17 protein-coding genes are annotated in these 18794 nt (G+C 71.8%); 9 read left to right on the forward strand and 8 right to left on the reverse strand.

Translation table 11 applies throughout. From position 1 onward, the window contains the following. The first annotated feature begins 94 nt into the window (after window positions 1-94). The 6 genes from ACIQRL_RS19285 (at window position 95) to ACIQRL_RS19310 (ending at window position 5587) form a co-directional block, all read left to right on the forward strand. On the forward strand, window positions 95-1057 hold the full coding sequence (locus ACIQRL_RS19285) for a serine/threonine-protein kinase (RefSeq protein ID WP_401332734.1): 963 nt from the start codon (window positions 95-97) through the stop codon (window positions 1055-1057). Continuing rightward, window positions 1044-1508: a hypothetical protein gene (locus ACIQRL_RS19290; protein ID WP_401332736.1), complete on the forward strand. Its 465-nt coding sequence runs from the start codon at window positions 1044-1046 to the stop codon at window positions 1506-1508. The genes ACIQRL_RS19285 and ACIQRL_RS19290 overlap by 14 nt, the downstream gene beginning before the upstream one ends. A gap of 115 nt (window positions 1509-1623) precedes the next feature. Next, complete coding sequence (locus ACIQRL_RS19295; RefSeq protein WP_401332738.1) at window positions 1624-2817, forward strand: hypothetical protein; 1194 nt, start codon at window positions 1624-1626, stop codon at window positions 2815-2817. Window positions 2818-2834: 17 nt separating this feature from the next. Continuing rightward, the gene (locus ACIQRL_RS19300) at window positions 2835-3596 is read left to right on the forward strand and encodes a hypothetical protein (RefSeq protein ID WP_401332740.1); all 762 of its coding nucleotides are present in this window, start codon (window positions 2835-2837) and stop codon (window positions 3594-3596) included. A 27-nt stretch (window positions 3597-3623) separates the two neighbouring features. Then, complete coding sequence (locus ACIQRL_RS19305; protein WP_401332742.1) at window positions 3624-4430, forward strand: PP2C family serine/threonine-protein phosphatase; 807 nt, start codon at window positions 3624-3626, stop codon at window positions 4428-4430. Next, window positions 4427-5587, forward strand: a complete 1161-nt coding sequence (locus ACIQRL_RS19310) for a hypothetical protein (protein WP_401332744.1) — start codon at window positions 4427-4429, stop codon at window positions 5585-5587. Before ACIQRL_RS19305 ends, ACIQRL_RS19310 begins: the two co-directional genes overlap by 4 nt. Before the next feature lie 75 nt (window positions 5588-5662). Here ACIQRL_RS19310 and ACIQRL_RS19315 read toward each other — a convergent pair whose 3' ends face one another. The 6 genes from ACIQRL_RS19315 to ACIQRL_RS19340 all read right to left on the reverse strand — a co-directional run bounded on the left by ACIQRL_RS19315 (window position 5663) and on the right by ACIQRL_RS19340 (window position 12061). Then, on the reverse strand, window positions 5663-6271 hold the full coding sequence (locus ACIQRL_RS19315; protein WP_401332745.1) for a hypothetical protein: 609 nt from the start codon (window positions 6269-6271) through the stop codon (window positions 5663-5665). Continuing rightward, a complete protein-coding gene (locus tag ACIQRL_RS19320; RefSeq protein ID WP_401332747.1) occupies window positions 6258-7802 on the reverse strand; it encodes a substrate-binding domain-containing protein in 1545 nt (514 codons plus the stop codon). Before ACIQRL_RS19320 ends, ACIQRL_RS19315 begins: the two co-directional genes overlap by 14 nt. After that, on the reverse strand, window positions 7799-8971 hold the full coding sequence (locus ACIQRL_RS19325) for a toxic anion resistance protein (protein ID WP_401332749.1): 1173 nt from the start codon (window positions 8969-8971) through the stop codon (window positions 7799-7801). The genes ACIQRL_RS19320 and ACIQRL_RS19325 overlap by 4 nt, the downstream gene beginning before the upstream one ends. A gap of 12 nt (window positions 8972-8983) precedes the next feature. Further along, a complete protein-coding gene (locus ACIQRL_RS19330) occupies window positions 8984-10057 on the reverse strand; it encodes a hypothetical protein (protein ID WP_401332751.1) in 1074 nt (357 codons plus the stop codon). Window positions 10058-10303: 246 nt separating this feature from the next. Beyond that, window positions 10304-10726, reverse strand: a complete 423-nt coding sequence (locus tag ACIQRL_RS19335; protein WP_401332753.1) for a hypothetical protein — start codon at window positions 10724-10726, stop codon at window positions 10304-10306. Between the two features lie 123 nt (window positions 10727-10849). Then, the gene (locus ACIQRL_RS19340) at window positions 10850-12061 is read right to left on the reverse strand and encodes a pyridoxal phosphate-dependent aminotransferase (RefSeq protein ID WP_401332755.1); all 1212 of its coding nucleotides are present in this window, start codon (window positions 12059-12061) and stop codon (window positions 10850-10852) included. A 126-nt stretch (window positions 12062-12187) separates the two neighbouring features. Between ACIQRL_RS19340 and ACIQRL_RS19345 the strand changes: the two genes are divergently transcribed. The 3 genes from ACIQRL_RS19345 to ACIQRL_RS19355 all read left to right on the forward strand — a co-directional run bounded on the left by ACIQRL_RS19345 (window position 12188) and on the right by ACIQRL_RS19355 (window position 15736). Continuing rightward, window positions 12188-12874, forward strand: a complete 687-nt coding sequence (locus ACIQRL_RS19345; RefSeq protein WP_401332757.1) for a hypothetical protein — start codon at window positions 12188-12190, stop codon at window positions 12872-12874. A 46-nt stretch (window positions 12875-12920) separates the two neighbouring features. Then, entirely contained in the window at window positions 12921-14699 is a 1779-nt protein-coding gene (locus tag ACIQRL_RS19350; protein ID WP_401332759.1) for a P-loop NTPase fold protein, read from the forward strand. A 137-nt stretch (window positions 14700-14836) separates the two neighbouring features. After that, the gene (locus ACIQRL_RS19355) at window positions 14837-15736 is read left to right on the forward strand and encodes a serine protease (RefSeq protein ID WP_401332761.1); all 900 of its coding nucleotides are present in this window, start codon (window positions 14837-14839) and stop codon (window positions 15734-15736) included. Between the two features lie 20 nt (window positions 15737-15756). Here ACIQRL_RS19355 and ACIQRL_RS19360 read toward each other — a convergent pair whose 3' ends face one another. Together ACIQRL_RS19360 and ACIQRL_RS19365 are read right to left on the reverse strand one after the other, a co-directional pair. Continuing rightward, complete coding sequence (locus ACIQRL_RS19360) at window positions 15757-17385, reverse strand: amidohydrolase family protein (protein ID WP_401332762.1); 1629 nt, start codon at window positions 17383-17385, stop codon at window positions 15757-15759. Between the two features lie 17 nt (window positions 17386-17402). After that, window positions 17403-18680, reverse strand: coding sequence for an amino acid deaminase (locus ACIQRL_RS19365; RefSeq protein ID WP_401332764.1), 1278 nt, complete (start codon window positions 18678-18680; stop codon window positions 17403-17405). Between the last annotated feature and the right edge of the window lie 114 nt (window positions 18681-18794).

Genomic DNA, 18794 nt, shown 5'->3' on the forward strand with positions numbered 1-18794 from the left:
GCTGAAAAAGAGCCGATTTCGGGGGACACTCCTGACATCCAGCCGTGGACCCCGAAATGAGGTGGGCGGGGTGCGTACGCCTGTCAGTGACCCCATGAAGATCGGTCCGTACCGCATTGTGGGCCGGCTCGGCTCCGGTGGCATGGGATGGGTGTACCTCGGCCGCTCGCCCGCCGGGCGCGAGGTCGCGGTGAAGGTGGTGCGGCCCGAACTGGCCGCGGAGAGCGAGTTCCGGGAGCGCTTCGCGCGCGAGGTCGCCGCGGCACGCGTGGTCAGCGGCGCGTACACCGCCGCCGTCGTCGACGCCGACACCGAGGCCGAACTCCCTTGGCTGGCCACGCTGTACGTGCCCGGCCCCTCGCTCGCCGAGGCGGTCCACACCGACGGCCCGCTGCCCGAGCCACAGGTACGACGGCTCGGCGCGGGCCTGGTCGAGGCACTCCAGGCCATCCACGCCGCACGCGTGGTGCACCGGGACCTCAAACCGGCGAACGTGCTCCTCGCCTCCGACGGACCGCGCGTCATCGACTTCGGGATCTCCCGGGTGGACGGCGCCCCGGGCCTCACCCAGGTCGGCGTCGTCGTCGGCACCCCGCCCTTCATGTCGCCCGAGCAGATCAAGGGGGCCGCGGTGGGTCCGCCGAGCGATGTCTTCTCCCTCGGCGGGGTCCTGGTGTACGCGCTCACCGGACGGCCGCCGCACGGCAGCGGAGAGGCGGTGCGCTACCGGGTCGTCCTCGCCGAACCCGAACTCGACGGCATCCACGGGCCGATGCGGGAACTCGTCGCGCGCTGTCTGGCGAAGCGGCCCGAGGACCGGCCCCGGCTGGAGGAACTCCTCGCGGGGTTACTGGAGGAGGAGCCCCGGCAGGCCGTCTGGCCGCCGCCCACGGTGGCCCACAGCATCAAGGTGCGCACCCAGGATCTGGTGAAGCGCCGCAAGGAGAGCACCAGCGTGTCCGTACCCTCCTGTCTGCTGTCGCACGCCCAGGCGCTGCTCGACGCCGGACTGACCGACGCGATGGTGGCCGAGGCGGTGGGCCGTGGCGACGCCTGACTCCTTTCCCGGCAGCGGCCAGGAAATTCTCGAAATCGGCACGCACTGGCGTCAGTTGGTGCGGAACTGGGTGGCCGCACGGAATTTCCACACGGCGACCGACACCGTTTCCGTCTCCATGCGATTCGACCTGGAGGAAACGGGCCGGATGGTCACCGTCCGATTCATGACGACCAAGAGACTGCTGGTCGCTTTCGCGACCGACGGGCATTTCCTGCGCCAGGACCAACTGGCCGTCGCGGCGGCCGCGTCGAACGCCTGGAACACCGAACAACTCCATCCCATGCTGTCCGTGTGGGACGTACGGGGGCCGCGTCCCTGTCTCGCGGGTGTGTGCGACCTTCCGCTGACCTGTCGTATGACGCAAACAGATTTCGATGCTTTGGCCAGTGATTGGGTGGAGCGGGCGAGACAGATGTTCACCCGATGCCATCAGGTGTTCGAGTTGTAGAAGTGATGTCCCCCGCGTTTCTCAAAGCCTTTCGGACGCCTGCGGTTTTCCGCCACTATGGGCGAGTGCCTTTCAGGGCCACGGGGGTGTTTTCTTTGGGCCACGGGGGGTCTCCATGCGGCGTTGGCTTTCCTTCATCATGCTGTCCGGACTCCTGGTCGTGCTCGTTCCGGCGGTGCCCGCGGCGGCCGGCGAGCCCTGCGGCGCGACCTTCGAGGATCACCTCCGGTGCTGGTCCCGGTGGATCGGCGAGGGAACGGTTCGCGTCAGCCTCGACCAGGCCCTGAGGTTCGACGGCAGGGCCGAGAGCCGCAAGGGCTTCGAGCAGACCCTGCTGGACCAGCGCGCGAGGCTCGTGGTCGAGGTCCCGCGGGGCACCCACACCGGACCGGGCGGAACGGCCCTTCTCCTGCTGGCGAACCGGACCGCCAGGCTCGTCGCGGACGACGCCACCATCGACCCGCTGAAACCCGAGGCCGTGAACGAGCTGGCCACCCTCGGGGCCTGCGACCCCAAGAACGAGAAGGACCCGTGCGCCCGGCTCGGCAAGGGCCGATCGCTGAGCGGCGGCGACCTCGTCGGCCTGGGCCTGGCCGCCGACCTCTCCCGGCACACCTACGCCGTGGCCGGCTCCGGGGGCGGGTCGTCCGCCACCTCGGCCCCCGCCGGCGAGACCACCTCCGGCAAGGCGGGTCAGGGGCAAGGACAAGGTCAGGGGCAAGGTCAGGGACAAGGCAAGGGACAGAGCCAGGGGCAGGAGACGGGGAACGTCGGCGCCTCCGGCGGTGGAGCCGGCGCCGGTACCGACACGGGCGCCGGTTCCGGCTGGGACACCGCCACCCAGGTGCTCGCCGTCCTCTGCGCCGTGCTCGTCGTCCTCCTCGGCCTGCTGCTCTTCCTGATCCGCCGTTCCGCCCGTGCCGTCGCCGTCGGCACCCTGTCCCGGCGGGCGCTCGCCGCGCCGGGCGTCGGCGCCGTACCGGCCGCCGCCGCGCCCCGCCCGCGCACCCGGACGCCCGACGAGGCCACCACCCGGCTCCGGGTCACCTCGGCGCCCCGCACCTACGGACGCCGGGTGGGCAACGTACCGGGCCCCGCCCGGCCCGCCGTCGTACGCACCGAACTGCACCCGCAGGGCTACGTCGAGATCGACCACGTGCTGTACCGGGCGGTGTGGGCCGAGCCGGGCCGCCCGCCGCCCGCGCCCGGCGGGCTCGTCGATGTCACCGAGGCGAGGGAGCGGGACTCCGACGTCCTCTACGCGTTCCCGCCGACAGCCGGACGGCACGCCAAGGCCGACCGGCCCTGAGACCAGGAGAGATCCCCATGCACAGCGAATACCCGCCCACCTTGCCGGCGGAGTACGCCGACATCGAGTTCGAGAACAACGCGCAGCGGCTGCCGCTCGTGCTCTGCCTCGACATCTCCAGCTCCATGGCGGGTCAGCCGATCCAGACGCTCAACAACGCGCTCGCGGAGTGGACCCGGGAACTGCACGACGACGTCAGCCTCAGCTACAGCGTCGAGGTCGCCGTCGTCACCTTCGGCGGCCAGGGCGTCGCCGCCTGGCGCGGACCCCAACTACTCGCCCCGCGCGCCCCGGTGAGCCCCTTCGTGCCGGCGCACATGTTCCAGCCGCCGCAGCTCGCCGCCGCCGGGGTCACCCTGATGACCGAGGCCCTGGAACTGTCGATGCACATCGTCGCCGCCCGCAAGGCCGAACTGCGCGCTTCCGGACTCCAGTACTACCGGCCGCAGATCTGTCTGGTGACCGACGGACTGCCGACCGACGTCACGGGTCATCTCACCGACTCCTGGCACCGGTTGATCCCGGTGCTCGCCGACGAGCAGCGAGCCCGCCGCTTCCGGCTCTACGCGATCGGCGTCGGAGGCATCACGGACCGGGGCGAGCGGGTGCTCCAGTCGTTCGCGCCGAAGTTCAACGCCCGGCTGCAGGGATTCCCGTTCCGCGAGCTGCTCCAGATGATGTCCGCGAGTGCCAACGCCGAGCAGAAGGGCGCGGGCGACGAGGTCTTCGAGAAGATCTTCAGCCAGTTCAAGACGCAGCGCCCGGCCTGGGAATCGTGACCGACGACCGGATGGGATTCCTGACTGATGACCGCAGTGGACGAGCGGGAGACACCGTGGCGGATCCATGGAATGAGCGTCGAGGGATACCGGCACCGCCGCCAGGGGCTGCCCTGCCAGGACGCCTGCGCGTACATCGTGTCGGAGTCCGTGGCGGTCCTCGCGGTCGCGGACGGCGCGGGCAGCCGGCCGCGCTCCGAGGAGGGTTCACGGCTCGCGGTGGAGCTGGCCGCCGAGCACTTCGCGCGCCGGGCCCGGACGGCGGCGGACCGTCGTCCAGGCGAGGCCGTGCACGAACTGCTGGAGGACGCCTTCCACGACGTCTGCAAGGTGTTCCTGGACCGGACGGGCGCCGACGCGGCGGACTTCGCGACCACGCTCACCGTGGTCGTGCTCGCGCGCGGCTGGCTCGGCCATCTGTCCGTGGGTGACGGCTTCGTCGTCCTGCGGGCCGGTACGGAGGACGGTGAACGGCAGTTCCATCTACTGCCGCAGCCCGCGGCGGTCAGCGAGTACAGCAACGAGACGGTCTTCCTCACCTCGCCGGACGCGGCCCGCTGGGTGCACACCGACTGTGTGTCCGACGACGGGATCGACGGGGTGCTGCTGTCCACCGACGGACTCGCGCAGGCCGCGCTCAACCGGGCCGGCGGCGGCGCGCTGTCCCCGAACACGTCGTTCGCCGAGGCCGTGTTCCGCTCCCTCGACGTTCCCGGTCCGGTGACCGCGAGCGCTCACGACGGCCTCGGGACCCTGCTCCGGTCGGACCGGCTCACCGCGCTGAACGCCGACGACAAGACCCTGCTGCGGGCCGTGCTCAAGGCGCGGCCATGAGCGGCCTCACCGTGTTCCTGGACGGCAAGCCGGTCGTCCTCGCCGAGCTGCCCCTGAAGGGCGGCGGCCAGGCGGCCGTCTTCCCGGTCGTCGGCGACGACGGCATCGTCGTCAAGCTGTACCGCGAACCGCCGGGCCCCGAACAGGAGCGGCGGCTGATGCGGATGCTGACGATGTCCCCGCTCGTGACCCGCCCCACCGACGCCTCCCAGCCGCCCGAGCTGGCCTGGCCGACCGCCCTGGCCCGCGGCGCGCGGGGCGAGTTCCTCGGCTACGCCATGCGCCGCTTCGGCGAGCCCCAGCACGTCCAGCTCATCGGCCTGTTCACCCGCGCCCAGCGCCTCAAGCTCTTCGCCGACCGGGCCGACTGGCGCTTCCTGGTCGGCGTCGCCTGGAACCTCGCCTTCATGACCGCCCGCATGCACTACGACGATCTCGTCATCGGCGACTTCTCCAGCAGCAATGTCGTCGTCGACGCCAACGGCTTCGTCACCTTCCTCGACTGCGACTCCATCGCCTTCAACGACCCGGTGACCGGGGAGCTCTTCCCCTGCCTGATGCACACCACCGACTACTCGTCCCCCGAGCGGCAGGCCGGCGGCCCCGCCACCCGCGCCACCGACGAATTCGCCCTCGCGGTCCTCGTCTACCAGCTCCTGACCGCGGGCAACCACCCCTTCGGCGGGGTCCCGCACGACAGCGCCTCCGAGTCGACCGTCAAGGACAACATCGCCGCGAGCTGCTCCTACGTCGTGCGCCCCGAGCGGGTCGTCATCCCGCGCGGCACCATCGACCCCTCCGTGCTCCCGCCCGAACTCCTCGCGCTGGCCCGCTCCGCCTTCGGCCCCGGGGTGCACGATCCCGCCACCCGGCCCCCGGCGGAGGCCTGGCTGCGCGCCCTGGACAAGGAGCGCGCGCTGGTACGGGTCTGCCCGAGCCGCCCGCTGCACGCGTTCGGCTCGCATCTGACCTCGTGCCCCTGGTGCGCCCGGGCGGCGCTCACCGGGCACGACGTGTTCAACGTACCGGCGCCGTCCCCGGCGCCGGGCGCGCCGCAGCAGCCGCCGACCCCGGGCGAACCGTGGCCCACCGCGCTGAAGGTGGCGCTGCTGATCCTGGTGGTCGTGCTCCTGGTGGTGATCGCGGCGAACGCGTGAGCCGCGGTCACAGCGGGCGGCCCGGAGGGTGAGCGGGCCGGGGGGCCGACGACTCCGGACCGCGAGACCCCCTTGTCAGTGCGAGCGGCCGCGGTCCTCCAGGTAGCGTGTGTGGGACTCCTGGCGGCGGGCCTCCGTCTCCCGCAGTGCCGCCGCGAGCCGGTCCGACTCCTCGTGCAGCAGGGTGAGTTGACGCTCCAGGTGGCGTTCCGGCGGTTCGGTGCCGGGGGCCAGCCGGGTCCACCACCGGGTGCGGACGAAGGTGTCGACCGCCTCGGGGATGTCCTGCCGTACCGCGCGGGAGAGCGCGTGCACGCCTTCCGGGTCCTGGGCGAGGACCTCGGCGACCCAGCCGGGGTCGAGCAGGGCGGTGAGGACCTCGGTCAGCTCGGTGAGCCGGCCGGCGGCCGCCGGGGGCAGCTCGACGCCGTCCAGATACTCCCGCAGCTTGTCGAAGTCGGCCCGCACTTCGGCGAGTTGGGCGGAGGGGTCCGGGAAGTCGGGAGGGGCCGGGCGCTCCGGCGGGGCGATCAGCGCGCCCGCGCCGTACAGACCCGCGACGACGACCGGCCAGTACGGGCCCGCCACCCCGGCGAAGGTCAGCGCGAGTCCGGCGATCCCGCACGCGCTGCCGGTGAGGTTCTTGCGGGACTCCAGGAAGCCGACGAGCCTATTGGTAGCCACGGATCTCCTCGAAGGCGCCGTCGAGCGAGCCCTTCCGGGCGTCGAAGAGACGGCCGCCGGTCAGGTCGGCGATGTGCTGGAGTTCGCCGCGGTCGGAGTCGCCGAACAGGATGGGGAAGACCGGGATCTCCCGCTGTCCGCCGGGCAGCCGGCGGTAGAAGGCGTCGAAGTCGGAGGGGCTCGCGCCCTTGGTGTTCTCGCCGTCCGTCATCAGCACGATGGAGGTGAAGGTGTCGTCGGCGGCGCCCAGATGCTCGTACGCCTTCTCCAGCGAGGTGTAGATCGCGGTGTCGCCGTCGGCGCTCAGCGCGCGGGTGTCCGAGCGGATGGCGTCGAGTCCGGCCTTCGGGTTCTCGGGGCGGACCACATGGGTGCGGACGCTCTTGACCTGGGAACCGAACGGCATCAGCGTCACCTCCTCGCGGTCGCGGAAGTCGCCGGTCAGATCGCCGAGCGACGTCTTCAGCCGGTCGAGGCGGTCGCCGTCCATCGAGCCCGAGGTGTCGAGGACGTATACGGTCCTGGACGGCCGGCGCAGCTTGTTCTCGTAGGAGTCGAGGAGCCGGTCGGCGACGGACCGGCTTCCGGGGAAGGGGAGTTCACGCCGTCGTCCGGTGTCGAGTCCGGCCGCCGGGGCGACGGAGGCGACGACCGGACGGCGGTGCGTCTCCTCGGTGATCCGCTTCTGGGTGGCCGGCGCACGCAGGGCCTCGGCGAGGCGCCGGACGGTCTCGCGGGTGTCCTTGGAGGACGCGGCGAGCGAGGAGAGCGGATAGTCGGCGGTCACCACGCCGTCGCGCGGGCGGATGACCGTCAGACCCTTCACGCCCTTGAGGACGGACTCGTAGTTGAGCAGGGCGTCCACGGTGCCGCGGCGCCGGTAGGCCGTGGCCAGCCAGCCCGACGAGCCCGACGTCAGCTTCTGCCCCTTGAAGAACTCCCGCAGCCGGGGCGTCGCCTTGTCCACGTCGGCGTCCGTGAGCGCCGACTGGGCGCCGGACAGTCCGGAGGCGACCGAGATCAGCGTGGAGAAGCCGGAGTTGGAGCGTGCCGGATCGGTCATGCCGTACGTGAGCTTTCCGTCCGCCACGGCCTGCTCCACCTGCGGCCAGGTGACGTCCTCAGGCTTCCAGCCGAGGCTGCTCACCTTCGCCGGCTTGACGCCGATGGCCACCGGGCTGGACATGACCGGCGTCTCCGAGACGACCTTCTTCGCGGCGTCCGGGCGCAGATGCAGATAGGCGTTGGAGGAGAGCCACAAGGCGTCGTACCTGCCGTCCGCGGTGCCCTTCGCGATCAGGTCCACGGCGGCGAGGGTGCCCATGTACGTGGGCTTGACGGTGATGCCGGTGTCCCGTCCGATCCGGTCGAGGACCGGCTTCATGTCGCTGAGCTCGCTGGAGGCGAGAACGCGCAGGGTGCCGGGCCGCGGGGCGGCGTCGTCCTCGGGCTTCCGCTCTCCCTGAGCCGTGCAGGCCGTGACGGCGAGCAGGGCCGCGGCGGCGCAGGCCGCCCGTCGGACCGCTCTCATCCGTGCCCGCCTTCCAGGGCGCCCTGCGTGCGGCTGCGCTCCAAGTAGGCTCCGGCGTGCTGGAGTTCGGAGGTGAGCGACTCCACGGTCGCGGCCATCGTCTCGGTGGCACGGACCTTGTACGTGTCGATCGCGTCGAGGGTGCGGTAGATCTCCTGGAAGGCGGTGCGCAGGGTCTCGGCGCCGACGGCGGGGTCGGCGGCGATGCGCTGGATCTCCCCGCTCTGGGTGGCGAGCATCTCGGCGTTGCCGCGGATGAGGTCCTCGGTCGTGCCGCGCAGGGCGTTGACCTGCTCGACGACCTTGCGCTGGTTGTCGAGCGCGGAGGCGAGCATCACGGAGATGCGCAGCGCGGAGACCGTGGTGGTGGCCGCGCGGTCGACGCCCTTGATGAGTTCCTCGTTGTTGCGCCGGACCACGTCCATCGCCAGATAGCCCTGGGCGCACACCGCGAGCTGGGTGAGCAGGTCCTGGTGCTTCTGCCGGACCGGGAAGAGCACGTCGGAGCGGAGCGTGTCGGCCTGCGCCGGGTCGGCGGAGTCGACGCCCGCGATGTGGTTCTCGACGGCGCTGTCCAGGGCCTGGGTCAGCACCACGTACTCCTGGAGCTTGCCCATCGTCTCCCAGAGCCGGACGCGCTCGGTCTGCAAGGCCGCGTTGTCCCGGCGCAGTTCGTCCTGGCCGCCGCGCAGCGAACCGACGATCTTGTTCAACGTGCCTTGCGCGGAGGCGTACTTGGCGACGTGGTCGCGCAGCTTGTTGCCGCCCGGCAGCCTGGACAGGAACTTCCTGCCCTTGCTCGCGGACAGGTCGCGCGGATCCAGGTCCTCGACCACGCGCCGGAGTTCGACGAGGGAGCCGGCGACGTGCGACTGCGCGTCCTCGCCCTTGGAGGGCAGGCTGCGGATCGTGCGTTCCAGCATGCGGTTGGACTGGGCGGCGGCGCCGCGCATCTCGCTCGCCCCCAGCCCCGCGATCTCCCCGACCTTGCCCGCGAATTCGGGCGAGCGGGCGTCCAGGGCGGAGAGGCCGTCGATGTACTCGGCGGCCCGGCGCGCCATCTCGTCCTGCACTCCCGGGTCGACCGGGACGAGTCCGCCGGCCTTCTCGCGGGGCACGGGGGCGACCGGCTCGGGCGGCGTGAGGGTGGATGTCTCTTCGGTGGTCATCTGCGCTTCCCCCTAGTTCCCGGCCCGGCGAGCCATCTCGCGCAGCACCTGGTAGGCGGGCACGGGGACCTGCCGGATGCCGGTCAGCTTCTGGTTGAGATACGTGGCACGGGCGGCGGTCGCCGCCGTGAACTCGCCGGTCGCCCCTCGCGGCCGGAATCCGTGCCGGACGGCCAGCTTGCGCAACGTCGGGTCGGTGCTGAGGAGTTCACCCAGCGCGCGGCCCTCGGGCGTGAGCGGTACGACGGTGTGGTCGCTGTTGGCGGTGGTGTCCGGGTAGAGGACCGTGAGGTCGCCGGTGTCCTGGCCCCCGGCGAGCAGCGCGGCGACCTGCGACTCGTAGACGAGGACGAGCGGATTGCCGACGCCGCTGATGAAGTCGCCGAACTCGGCGTCGCTGCTGGGCTGCTGGGCGCCCTGGACGCTGATGAGGCGGTGCAGCAGGGGCGCGGTGCGGCCGACGGCGGCGTTGTCGGTGGCGACGCGCCCGCCGTCGGCGACATAGGAAGCGGCGGCGAGGTAGAGCGCGCCGGAGTTGGAGGTCTCCGGGTCGGTGCTGGCGATGTACAGCGTGCCGGTCAGCTCACCGTGCGCGGTGGCTCCCTTGAGCTGCTGCCAGGTCCGGTCGTGCCGGGCCGCGTCCAGATAGGCGGCCATCTTCAGCGTGCCGGTGTTCTTGTCCAGGGTGGCCAGCCCGTTCGCGGCGAGGACCCGGGCCGCGCTGCGGTGGGCCACCACGACGAGGGGCGAGTAGAAGGGCCGGGGCAGCGGCTGGCGGACGTGGTACTTGTCCGCCAGCTCGTCGGCCGGCGCCTGGCTTGAGGGGAAGGCGAAGTCGTACCCCTTGAGGTCGAGGCCGTCCATGGCCCAGGACCCGGAGGTCTCCGTCTTCACGGTGTAGCCCTTGGCGGCCAGGGCCTTCACCACGTCGGGATCGGCGAAGAAGTCCGCCTTCTCCGAACCGATCACTCCGTGCACGGTCTTCGTTGCCGTGCCCTTGTCCTGACCAGTGCGGCCCGCGACGACGGCTGCTGCCACTCCGCCGATCAACAGGACCGCCAGGACGATTCCCGCGATGCGTCTCACGCCTGGAGCGTGCACCTCGGAATCCAACGTTCCCCGTCTCGGGGGGTGAACACGGGGTGACCACCGGGTCCCGGTACGCAACCGGAGGGGAGAGTGCCGCTACGTGGGCGTGCGGGGCCCTGCGCGCGGTCCTGTGTGCGGCCCTGTGCGGGGCGGACGCGACGGGTGTGTGGCGCCCGGTCCGCGCGTCGCTCGGGAGCGCGCGGACCGGGGCCGTTCGGGGGCCTCGGGCTCGGGGGCCCGGGGTCAGTGGGTGGCCAGCTCGCGGGGTTCGGCGGCCTGCGCGTGGGCGTCCATGCGCTCGGCGGAGAGGATCGCCGCGGCCGTGTCGGCGCGGGAGGCCGCCACGACGAGGGCGCGGCCCGCGAGGGCGTGGGCGCGCCGGTGGAGTGTCACGAGACGGGACGCGCGGGACGCGTCGGCGGCCGGGGCGCGGACCGGGGCGGAGCCGCCGCGCAGCCGCGTCACCTGTTCGGTGAGCCGCTCGGCGCCGGCGTCCAGGTCGGCGGACGGCGCGAGCGCGCGGATCTCGTCCGTGACGGCGAGCAGGGCCGCGAGGTGACCGGCGAGCTGGATGTCCAGCTCCTCCTCGCGCGACCGGTGGGGGAAGTCGGGGGAGGGGGTGCCGGCCATCGTGTGGACCGACTTCGTGCGGATCGGTTCGTACATGGGATGGCCTCCTGTGCCTGACAGGAAGCCATCCTAGCTTGGATTTCGTCTAAAGTTGAGCCGGTTCGCACAATGGGACACGGCGCGTACGCAGGGTGAGCGCACCGCGTGCCCCCGCGGGTGTCACGGCTGGCTGTAGCCGTCCAGGAACGTGCCGATCCGGGTCACCGCGTCCGTCAGGTCCGCGACCGTCGGCAGGGTGACCACCCGGAAGTGGTCCGCCTCGGGCCAGTTGAAGCCCGTCCCCTGGACGACCATGATCTTCTCGCGGCGCAGCAGGTCGAGCACCATCTGCCGGTCGTCCTTGATCTTGAAGACCTTCGGGTCGAGGCGCGGGAAGAGATACAGCGCCCCCTTCGGCTTCACGCAGGTCACACCGGGGATCTGCGTCAGCAGCTCGTGCGCGATGTCCCGCTGCTCCTTCAGGCGTCCGCCCGGCAGGACCAGCTCGTTGATCGTCTGCCGTCCGCTGAGCGCCGCCACCACTCCGTGCTGTCCCGGCATGTTCGCGCACAGCCGCATGTTCGCGAGGATCGTCAGACCCTCGATGTAGGAGGCGGCGTGCGCGCGCGGCCCCGAGACCGACATCCATCCGACGCGGTAGCCCGCCACCCGGTACGCCTTCGACATGCCGTTGAAGGTGAGGGTGAGCAGATCCGGGGCGATCTTGGCGGTCGCGGTGTGCGTGGCGCCGTCGTAGAGGATCTTGTCGTAGATCTCGTCGGAGCAGACCAGCAGGTTGTGCCGCCGGGCGATGTCCGTGAGCCCCCGGAGCATCGCGTCGTCGTAGACGGCGCCGGTCGGGTTGTTCGGGTTGATGATGACGATCGCCTTGGTGCGGTCGGTGACCTTCCGCTCCACGTCCGCGAGATCCGGCATCCAGTCGGACTGCTCGTCGCAGCGGTAGTGCACGGCGGTGCCGCCGGACAGGGAGACCGCGGCGGTCCACAAGGGGTAGTCCGGGGCCGGTACGAGGACCTCGTCCCCGTCGTCCAGCAGTCCCTGCATCGCCATCACGATGAGCTCGGAGACGCCGTTCCCGATGAAGACGTGGTCGACGTCCGTCTCGATCCCGAGGGTCTGGTTGTGCATCACGACCGCGCGGCGGGCGGCGAGCAGGCCCTTGGCGTCGCCGTAGCCGTGCGCCGAGGAGACGTTGCGGAGGATGTCCTCGAGGATCTCGGGCGGACACTCGAACCCGAAGGCGGCCGGGTTGCCCGTGTTGAGCTTGAGGATGCGGTGACCGGCCGCTTCGAGCCGCATCGCCTCCTCAAGAACCGGGCCCCGGATCTCGTAGCAGACGTTGGCGAGCTTCGTGGACTGGATCACCTGCATGTCCGTGAGCTTACGGCCGCGTAACGCGCGTCGGGGCGTGTTTTTCACCACGTGAGACGTGGCGGTTCGAACGTCTTTGTCCACCGGCTGCGCCGAAAGCGCTGGTGGTACCTAGAATGCGCGATCATGTCCTGGCAGTCCGGCGATCCCGAAGCCCGGCCGACGGTGTACCTCCCGCAGAGCGACGGGGCCACGCCTTTGGCCTATGAGGCGTACGCCGACCCGGCCGAGGCGCACGGCTGGCGCAAGGCGTACGCGGACGGCGACGACACCACCGTCCTGGCCGTCGTACCCGGCGTCCCGGCGGGGCGGCGCGCGCGGCAGGTACGCCACCGCCGGGCGCGGACGGTCCGGCGGCTGGCCGTGGCCGGGGGTGCGGCGGGAGTCGTCGTCCTCGGTGTCGCCGTCGCGGGCGTGTTCGACTCCGGGGTGTCCGGGGGACCGGGCGGCACGCCCGTGCGGACCGCCGGGCCCGCGCACCTCGCCACCGGACCCGCGCAGCCGGCCGGCGGATCGACCGCGGCCTCCTCGGCGCAGCCGTTGGCCGCCCCGCCGGCCACCACGTCGGCATCGGCGCCTCACGCCGTATCGGCCGCCCCCTCCGGCAGCGCGGGCGCCGCCTCCCCGGGCGCGCCCACGACCTCGGGCGGCGCCGCGTCACCGGGCGGTTCCACCGCCCCCGCGTCCTCCGCCTCCGCCGCGCCCACGACCTCCGCCGCCCCCACCCCGCCCGGCCCGACGACCCCGACCGCCTCGGCGACATCCGGCACCGGCGGGCACGGACACGGTCACGGGCACGGCGGCGGAGGCTAGCCCTCGGCCCCAGTAGGTTGACCCTGCCGCAAGGGGGAGGCAGGGCATGGAATTCTCGCTGTTGAACGACGAGCCGGTGGCCGGGCCGGGTGACGATCTGCTGGGCACCGGACGGGCCGCCCGCGAACTCGCCAAACTGCTCCACGACTCACGCGCCGCGACCCCGCTCACCCTCGCGGTGGACGCCGGGTGGGGCATGGGCAAGAGCAGCCTGATGCGGCTCGTGGACGCCGAGTTGCGGACCAGGGAGGGCGTCAACACCGTCTGGTACAACGCCTGGACCTCGACGGGCGCCGACGCCCTCGAAGGCCTGATCAAGTCCGTCCTGATGCGGTTCGACCGGCGGGCGCTGCGGCGGGCGCTGCACCGGGTGTCGGAACAACGGGCACTCATCGGCGTCGTCCGGGCGGCGCTGACCCTCGGGGCGGCGCCGTTCGGGGTCGCCGCCCTCGTCGACCGGCTCTGGCGGGACCTCTCCGTCGACGCCCGGTCCCGCAACGCCATGCGGGACGCGCTGCGCGAACTCACGGCGGACTGGGCCGAGTCCACGTCGTTCGACACCCGGCGTCTGCTCGTCGTCTTCGTCGACGACCTCGACCGCTGCTCCGAGGAGACCGTGCTCGCGGTGTGCGAGGCGGTGAAGGTGTACCTGGACGTGCCGGGACTCGCCTTCGTCATCGGGTGCGACCGTTCCGCGCTGGGGCCGAGCGGGCTGCTGCGGGATCTCTCGCCGGCCGGTTCGGCGTTCATGGAGAAGATCTTCCAGACGAGCTACCGGGTGCCGGTCCCGGCGGTCGCCGAGGTCCGTGCGTACGTCGACCGGTGCGCGGAACGCTCCGGCATCCGGGATCTGCTCGGCGACCACCTCGCCGAGCTGATCGCCCTGCGCTCCGCCCGCAACCCGCGCCGGATCAAGCGGCTCATCAACGGCTTCGGCCTGGAGTGCGCGCTCAACCCCGTCTGGGAGTCGTTCAGTTCGGAGGCGGTGATCCGGGTCCTGCTGCTCCAGCAGCTGTACCCCGAGTTCTACCGGGTGCTGCTCGCCCGCGACGGCGCCGATGTGCACGCGGCCCGGGAGTTCCTCCGCTACCGCGCGACCCGGCGGGTGCTGAGCCAGCCGTTCGCGCAGCCCGCGGAGGGCACCTGGCCGGTCGCGGTGAGCTGTCTGCTCGCCTACGACCTGGTCGCGCCGGAGCCGGGCCGGCCCGAGGACCGGCGCGCGCTCCTCGCCCGGCTGGAGGAGCATCTGCCCACCGGATTCCCGGAGTTGGTGCTCGACCCGAACTTCGTCCGGCTCATCGAGGAGTTGATGGCGCTCACCGAGGTGGACGACCTGGTGGGGCAGTTGCAGCGCGGGGCGCCCCGGCTCGCGCCGGATCCCGCGGACGGAACACCGGAGCCCGGTTCGTCCGTGCGGCCGGGCGGCGCCGGCCCCTCGGACGCCGGGATGCCGTACTCCGGCATGCGGATCCTCTGGATCGACGACCACCCCGAGCGCAACACCCGGTTCACCGAGCTGCTGGAGGCGCGGGGCGGCCGCGTCTGGGTGGCCACGGACCGGGACCGCGCCGAGCACGTCCTCGGCGGCACCCGGATCGACCTGCTCATCTCCGACGTGCAGCGCGGACTCGACCGGGAGGCGGGGCTCACCGATCTGGGCCGCTGGCGGGAGAGCGGGCGGTATTCCGGGCCCGCCGTCTTCTTCACCAGCCGCACCACCCCGAACCGCGAAGCCCGCGCCGCGGCACTCGGCGCGAGGGTCGCCACGAGCGGCGCGCTGCTCTTCCGCTACACCGAGGAGGCCTACGAGGTTTCCGCCCCTTAGGCCGAAAACGGCTCCTTGTTCACCTTCCCCTCCCCCCTCACAATGCGCATGACAAACAGATGACCGGAAGACCTCCGGTCAACAGAAGGTGACCGGATGACCTTCGGTCGCCCCACGTCGCAAGAGGGGACCCCCACATGAGAAAGCCTCTCGTCGCCGCTCTGTTCGCCCTGGTGATAGCCGGGGCGGGCGCGGCACCCGCGGTCGCCGCACCCGCCCCCCACCCGGCTCCCGCGCGCGTGTCGGCCTCCGCCGTCACGACGGACACCGCGGCGGGCACCCAGGCGGCGGCGCCCACGCTCCAGGCCGTCAGCCTCGCCGGGACGGTCGCGCTCAGCAACTGTTCCGGCTCGGTCATCCGCTTCCCCAACTCGGCGGACACCGACCCGGCACTCGTGCTCTCCAACGGCCACTGCCTGGAGACCGGCTTCCCGGACCCCGGTGAGGTGATCGTCGGGCAGTCGTCCAGCCGGACCTTCGGTCTGCTGAACTCGGCGGGCACCAAGGTCGCGACCCTGCGCGCGAGCAAGGTCGCGTACTCGACGATGACCGACACGGACATCACGATCTACCAGCTCACCAGCACCTACGCGACCATCAAGAGCTCGTACGGCATCAGCGCGCTGACCGTGCAGGACACGCACCCGACCGCCGGTACCGCCATCACGGTGGCCTCCGGCTACTGGAAGCGTCTCTACAACTGCAGCATCGACGGGTTCGTGTACCGCCTGAAGGAGGGCAGTTGGACCTGGAAGGACTCGGTCCGCTACACCTCCGCCTGCAACACCATCGGCGGCACCTCGGGCTCGCCCGTCATCGACCAGTCGACCGGCAAGGTCGTCGCCGTCAACAACACCGGCAACGAGGACGGTGAGACCTGCACGGTGGACAACCCGTGCGAGGTCGACGCGAACGGAAACGTCACCATTCACCAGGGCATCAACTACGCCGAGGAGACCTATCTGATCCCGGCCTGCTTCACGACCGGCAACCAGCTCAACCTGAGCGCGAGCGGCTGCGTCCTGCCCAAGCCGTAGCACGGCGGGAGGGCGGGCGGTCACGCCGTGCGGCGGACCGCCCGTCCCGCCAGGACGTCCGTCCGGCGCCCGTCCTCCACGACGAAACGGCCGTCGATCAGGACGTGCGGGACACCGGTCGGCAGGGTGCGCGGCGCCGCGAAGGTCGAACCCGCCGCGACCGTCGCCGGGTCGAACAGGACCAGGTCGGCGCGGTACCCCTCGCGGACGAGACCGCGGTCGGGCAGCCGCAGCCGGGCGGCCGGGCGGCCGGTCAGATGAGCGACGCACTCCTCCAGCGAGAGGACGCCCAACTCCCGTACGTACCGGCCGAGATAGTGCGGGAAGGTGCCGTAGGCGCGCGGGTGCGGCTTGTCGCCGGTGAGGATGCCGTCGGAGCCGCCGGTGTGCACGGGGTGCCGCATGATCGCCCGGACGTTCTCCTCGTGGCCGACGTGCTGCAGGATCGTCGGGCCGAGCCGGTCCTCGACCAGCAGGCGCCGGGCGGTGGTCCAGGGGGCCTCGCCGCGCAGGTCGGCGGATTCCCGGACGGTCCGGCCCACGTACGGGCCGAGGCCGGGGTCGCTCACCCCCGAGATCTCGATCGTGTCCCACGCGATGGGGACGCCGTGGCAGCCGTCCGCGCCCACGACCTCCATGTGGTGCCGGACGCGCTCGGCCGTCGCGTCGTCCCGCAGCCGCGCGAGAACCGCCTCGGGTCCGCCCTCGCCCGCCCAACTCGGCAGCATCGCCACGAGCGTGGTGCACCCGGGGGTGTACGGATAGGTGTCGAGGGTGATGTCCGCGCCTCCCGCCAGCGCCTTGTCCAGCAGGGCGAGGAGGTCCGGCGCCCTCCCCTCGTTCACGCCGAAGTTCATGGTGGCGTGGGCGAGATGGAGCGGACAGCCGGCCTCGCGCGCGAGGGTCACCATCTCCTCGTACGCCTCCAGGGCGCCCGCACCGTAGGAGCGGTGATGCGGGCAGTAGTAGCCGCCGTGCTCCGCCACCACCCGGCACAGGGCGGTGAGTTCGGCGTCCCGGGCGTACATCCCGGGGGTGTACGTCAGTCCCGAGGACATCCCGACCGCGCCCTCCCGCAAGCCGTCCGCCACCAACTGCCGCATCCGGTCCAGCTCCTGGGGGGTCGCCTCGCGGTCCTCCCAGCCGACGGCGAGCATCCGGACGGTGCCCTGCGGGACGAGGTAGGCGGCGTTCACCGCGATGCCCTCGCCGTCGAAGCCGTGGTCGAGGCGGTCCAGGTACTCGCCCACCGAGCGCCAGTCGAAGTCGATGTCGTCGCCGTGGCCGTTCCAGCCGGTGATCGTCCGGCGGACCTCGGCGAGCGTACGGTCGTCCACCGGCGCGTACGACAGGCCGTCCTGGCCGATGACTTCGAGGGTCACCCCCTGGGCGGCCTTCGCGCTGTGGTCCGGGTCCCGCAGCAGCGCGAGGTCGCTGTGCGCGTGCATGTCGATGAAGCCGGGGGCGAGGACAAGGCCCTCGGCGTCCAGCTCCCGTGTGCCGCGCGGCCGTTGGCAGCCGGCCGCCGCGGCCTCCTGGACGATCGCGACGATCCGGCCGCCCTTGACGGCCACGTCGGCGCGGAACGTGGGGGCGCCACTGCCGTCGGCGACGTCGACGTCCTGGATGACGAGATCGGCGTGATCCATGAGGGTGTCTCCCGCTCCTAGAAGAACGTGCGGATGTAGTCGACGACCGTGCCGTCCGCCTCGACCAGCGGGATGAGCTGCCACTTGTCGAAGGACGTGCACGGATGGGACAGGCCCATGCCGAACCAGTCGCCGACCTCCAGATCCGCCCCGGGGGCCGTCCGCAGCCACGCGTGCTGGTCGGAGAGCCCGCTGACCTCGATGCCGGTCGCGGGGCGCTCCTCGCCGTCCCGGCGCACCACCTGGGCGAAGGGCAGGCCGAGGTCGTAGGCCGCGTCCCGCTTGCCGGCGTTGGTGAAGGCCTGCTCGGGGGAAGGCCGGGAGACGACCTGCGACCAGAGGCGGAACGCCGGGTGCAGGGCACCCTCCTCCGGGATACGGGTGAAGGGCGTCAGCTTCCGGTAGTGGCCGTCGTCGTGCGAGACGTACGCGCCCGAACGCAGCAACTTCAGTACGGGGAGAGAGAGTTCGGGGATCTCCGCGAAGACGTCGGCGACCGCGTCGAACCAGGCGCTGCCGCCCGCGCTGACGACGATCGTGTCCAGGCCCTTGAACCGCCCGGCGCCGTCGAAGGCCGCCGCGAGCGCGGTCAGCCGCCGCAGCCAGGCGTGCACCCGCTCGGGGTTCGCGTCCGGGACCTCGCCCTCGTACCCCGCGACACCGGCCAGCCGCAGCGTCGCCGTCGCGGCCACCGCGTCCGCCACGGCCTCGCACTCCGCTTCCGTACGTACGCCGGTACGGGCACCCTCACCGGCGGCGAGTTCGACGACGACGTCCACCGGACGGGCGCTCCCGCGCAGCGCGGCGTCCATCAGCTCCACACCGCGCACCGAGTCGACGTAACAGACGAACCGGAACTCCGGGTCCTCGGCCAGTTCCGCGGCGATCCAGCGCAGGGCCGCCGGGTCGACGAGTTCGTTCGCGAGGAAGATCCGGTCGATGCCGAACTCCCTGGCCACCCGCACCTGGTGGGGGACCGCGAGGGTGATGCCCCAGGCGCCGTACTCGATCTGCCGCCAGAAGAGCTGAGGCGCCATGGACGTCTTGCCGTGCGGGGCGAACGCGAGGCCGTGCCGGGTGGCGTACGTCTCCATGAGTTCGAGGTTGTGGGTCAGGCGCTCGGCGGAGAGGGCGAGGACGGGGGTGGTGAAGCCGTCCGTGAAGAGGTTGAGGCGCCGGCCGGCCAACTCGCCGACGCTCAGGCCGTCCGCGTCCGGAGGCAGGCCCTTGAAACGGTGGTCGACGCGCTCCGCCGCGAGAGCGGCCAGCGGTGCGGCGGCGGTGTCGGCGCTCATGGGGCCTCCTTGGTCTGCCTGTTGTCTGTTGTGCGGCGCGTGTGACGTTGCATCATGTGCAACGCTCATTGCGTATGTCGCTTACTGCTGTCTAACATCCCAGCCAACGCAGGG

This window comes from Streptomyces sp. NPDC091209 (assembly GCF_044757755.1).
Lineage (GTDB): Bacteria > Actinomycetota > Actinomycetes > Streptomycetales > Streptomycetaceae > Streptomyces.

Excerpts from the sequence above, each read along its gene's own strand:
- ACIQRL_RS19285 (WP_401332734.1), top strand. The coding sequence starts at position 95 with ATGAAGATCGGTCCGTACCGCATTGTGGGCCGGCTCGGCTCCGGTGGC.
- ACIQRL_RS19295 (WP_401332738.1), top strand. The coding sequence starts at position 1,624 with ATGCGGCGTTGGCTTTCCTTCATCATGCTGTCCGGACTCCTGGTCGTG.
- ACIQRL_RS19300 (WP_401332740.1), top strand. The coding sequence starts at position 2,835 with ATGCACAGCGAATACCCGCCCACCTTGCCGGCGGAGTACGCCGACATC.
- ACIQRL_RS19305 (WP_401332742.1), top strand. The coding sequence starts at position 3,624 with ATGACCGCAGTGGACGAGCGGGAGACACCGTGGCGGATCCATGGAATG.
- ACIQRL_RS19310 (WP_401332744.1), top strand. The coding sequence starts at position 4,427 with ATGAGCGGCCTCACCGTGTTCCTGGACGGCAAGCCGGTCGTCCTCGCC.
- ACIQRL_RS19320 (WP_401332747.1), bottom strand. The coding sequence starts at position 7,802 with ATGAGAGCGGTCCGACGGGCGGCCTGCGCCGCCGCGGCCCTGCTCGCC.
- ACIQRL_RS19325 (WP_401332749.1), bottom strand. The coding sequence starts at position 8,971 with ATGACCACCGAAGAGACATCCACCCTCACGCCGCCCGAGCCGGTCGCC.
- ACIQRL_RS19335 (WP_401332753.1), bottom strand. The coding sequence starts at position 10,726 with ATGTACGAACCGATCCGCACGAAGTCGGTCCACACGATGGCCGGCACC.
- ACIQRL_RS19340 (WP_401332755.1), bottom strand. The coding sequence starts at position 12,061 with ATGCAGGTGATCCAGTCCACGAAGCTCGCCAACGTCTGCTACGAGATC.
- ACIQRL_RS19345 (WP_401332757.1), top strand. The coding sequence starts at position 12,188 with ATGTCCTGGCAGTCCGGCGATCCCGAAGCCCGGCCGACGGTGTACCTC.
- ACIQRL_RS19350 (WP_401332759.1), top strand. The coding sequence starts at position 12,921 with ATGGAATTCTCGCTGTTGAACGACGAGCCGGTGGCCGGGCCGGGTGAC.
- ACIQRL_RS19355 (WP_401332761.1), top strand. The coding sequence starts at position 14,837 with ATGAGAAAGCCTCTCGTCGCCGCTCTGTTCGCCCTGGTGATAGCCGGG.
- ACIQRL_RS19360 (WP_401332762.1), bottom strand. The coding sequence starts at position 17,385 with ATGGATCACGCCGATCTCGTCATCCAGGACGTCGACGTCGCCGACGGC.
- ACIQRL_RS19365 (WP_401332764.1), bottom strand. The coding sequence starts at position 18,680 with ATGAGCGCCGACACCGCCGCCGCACCGCTGGCCGCTCTCGCGGCGGAG.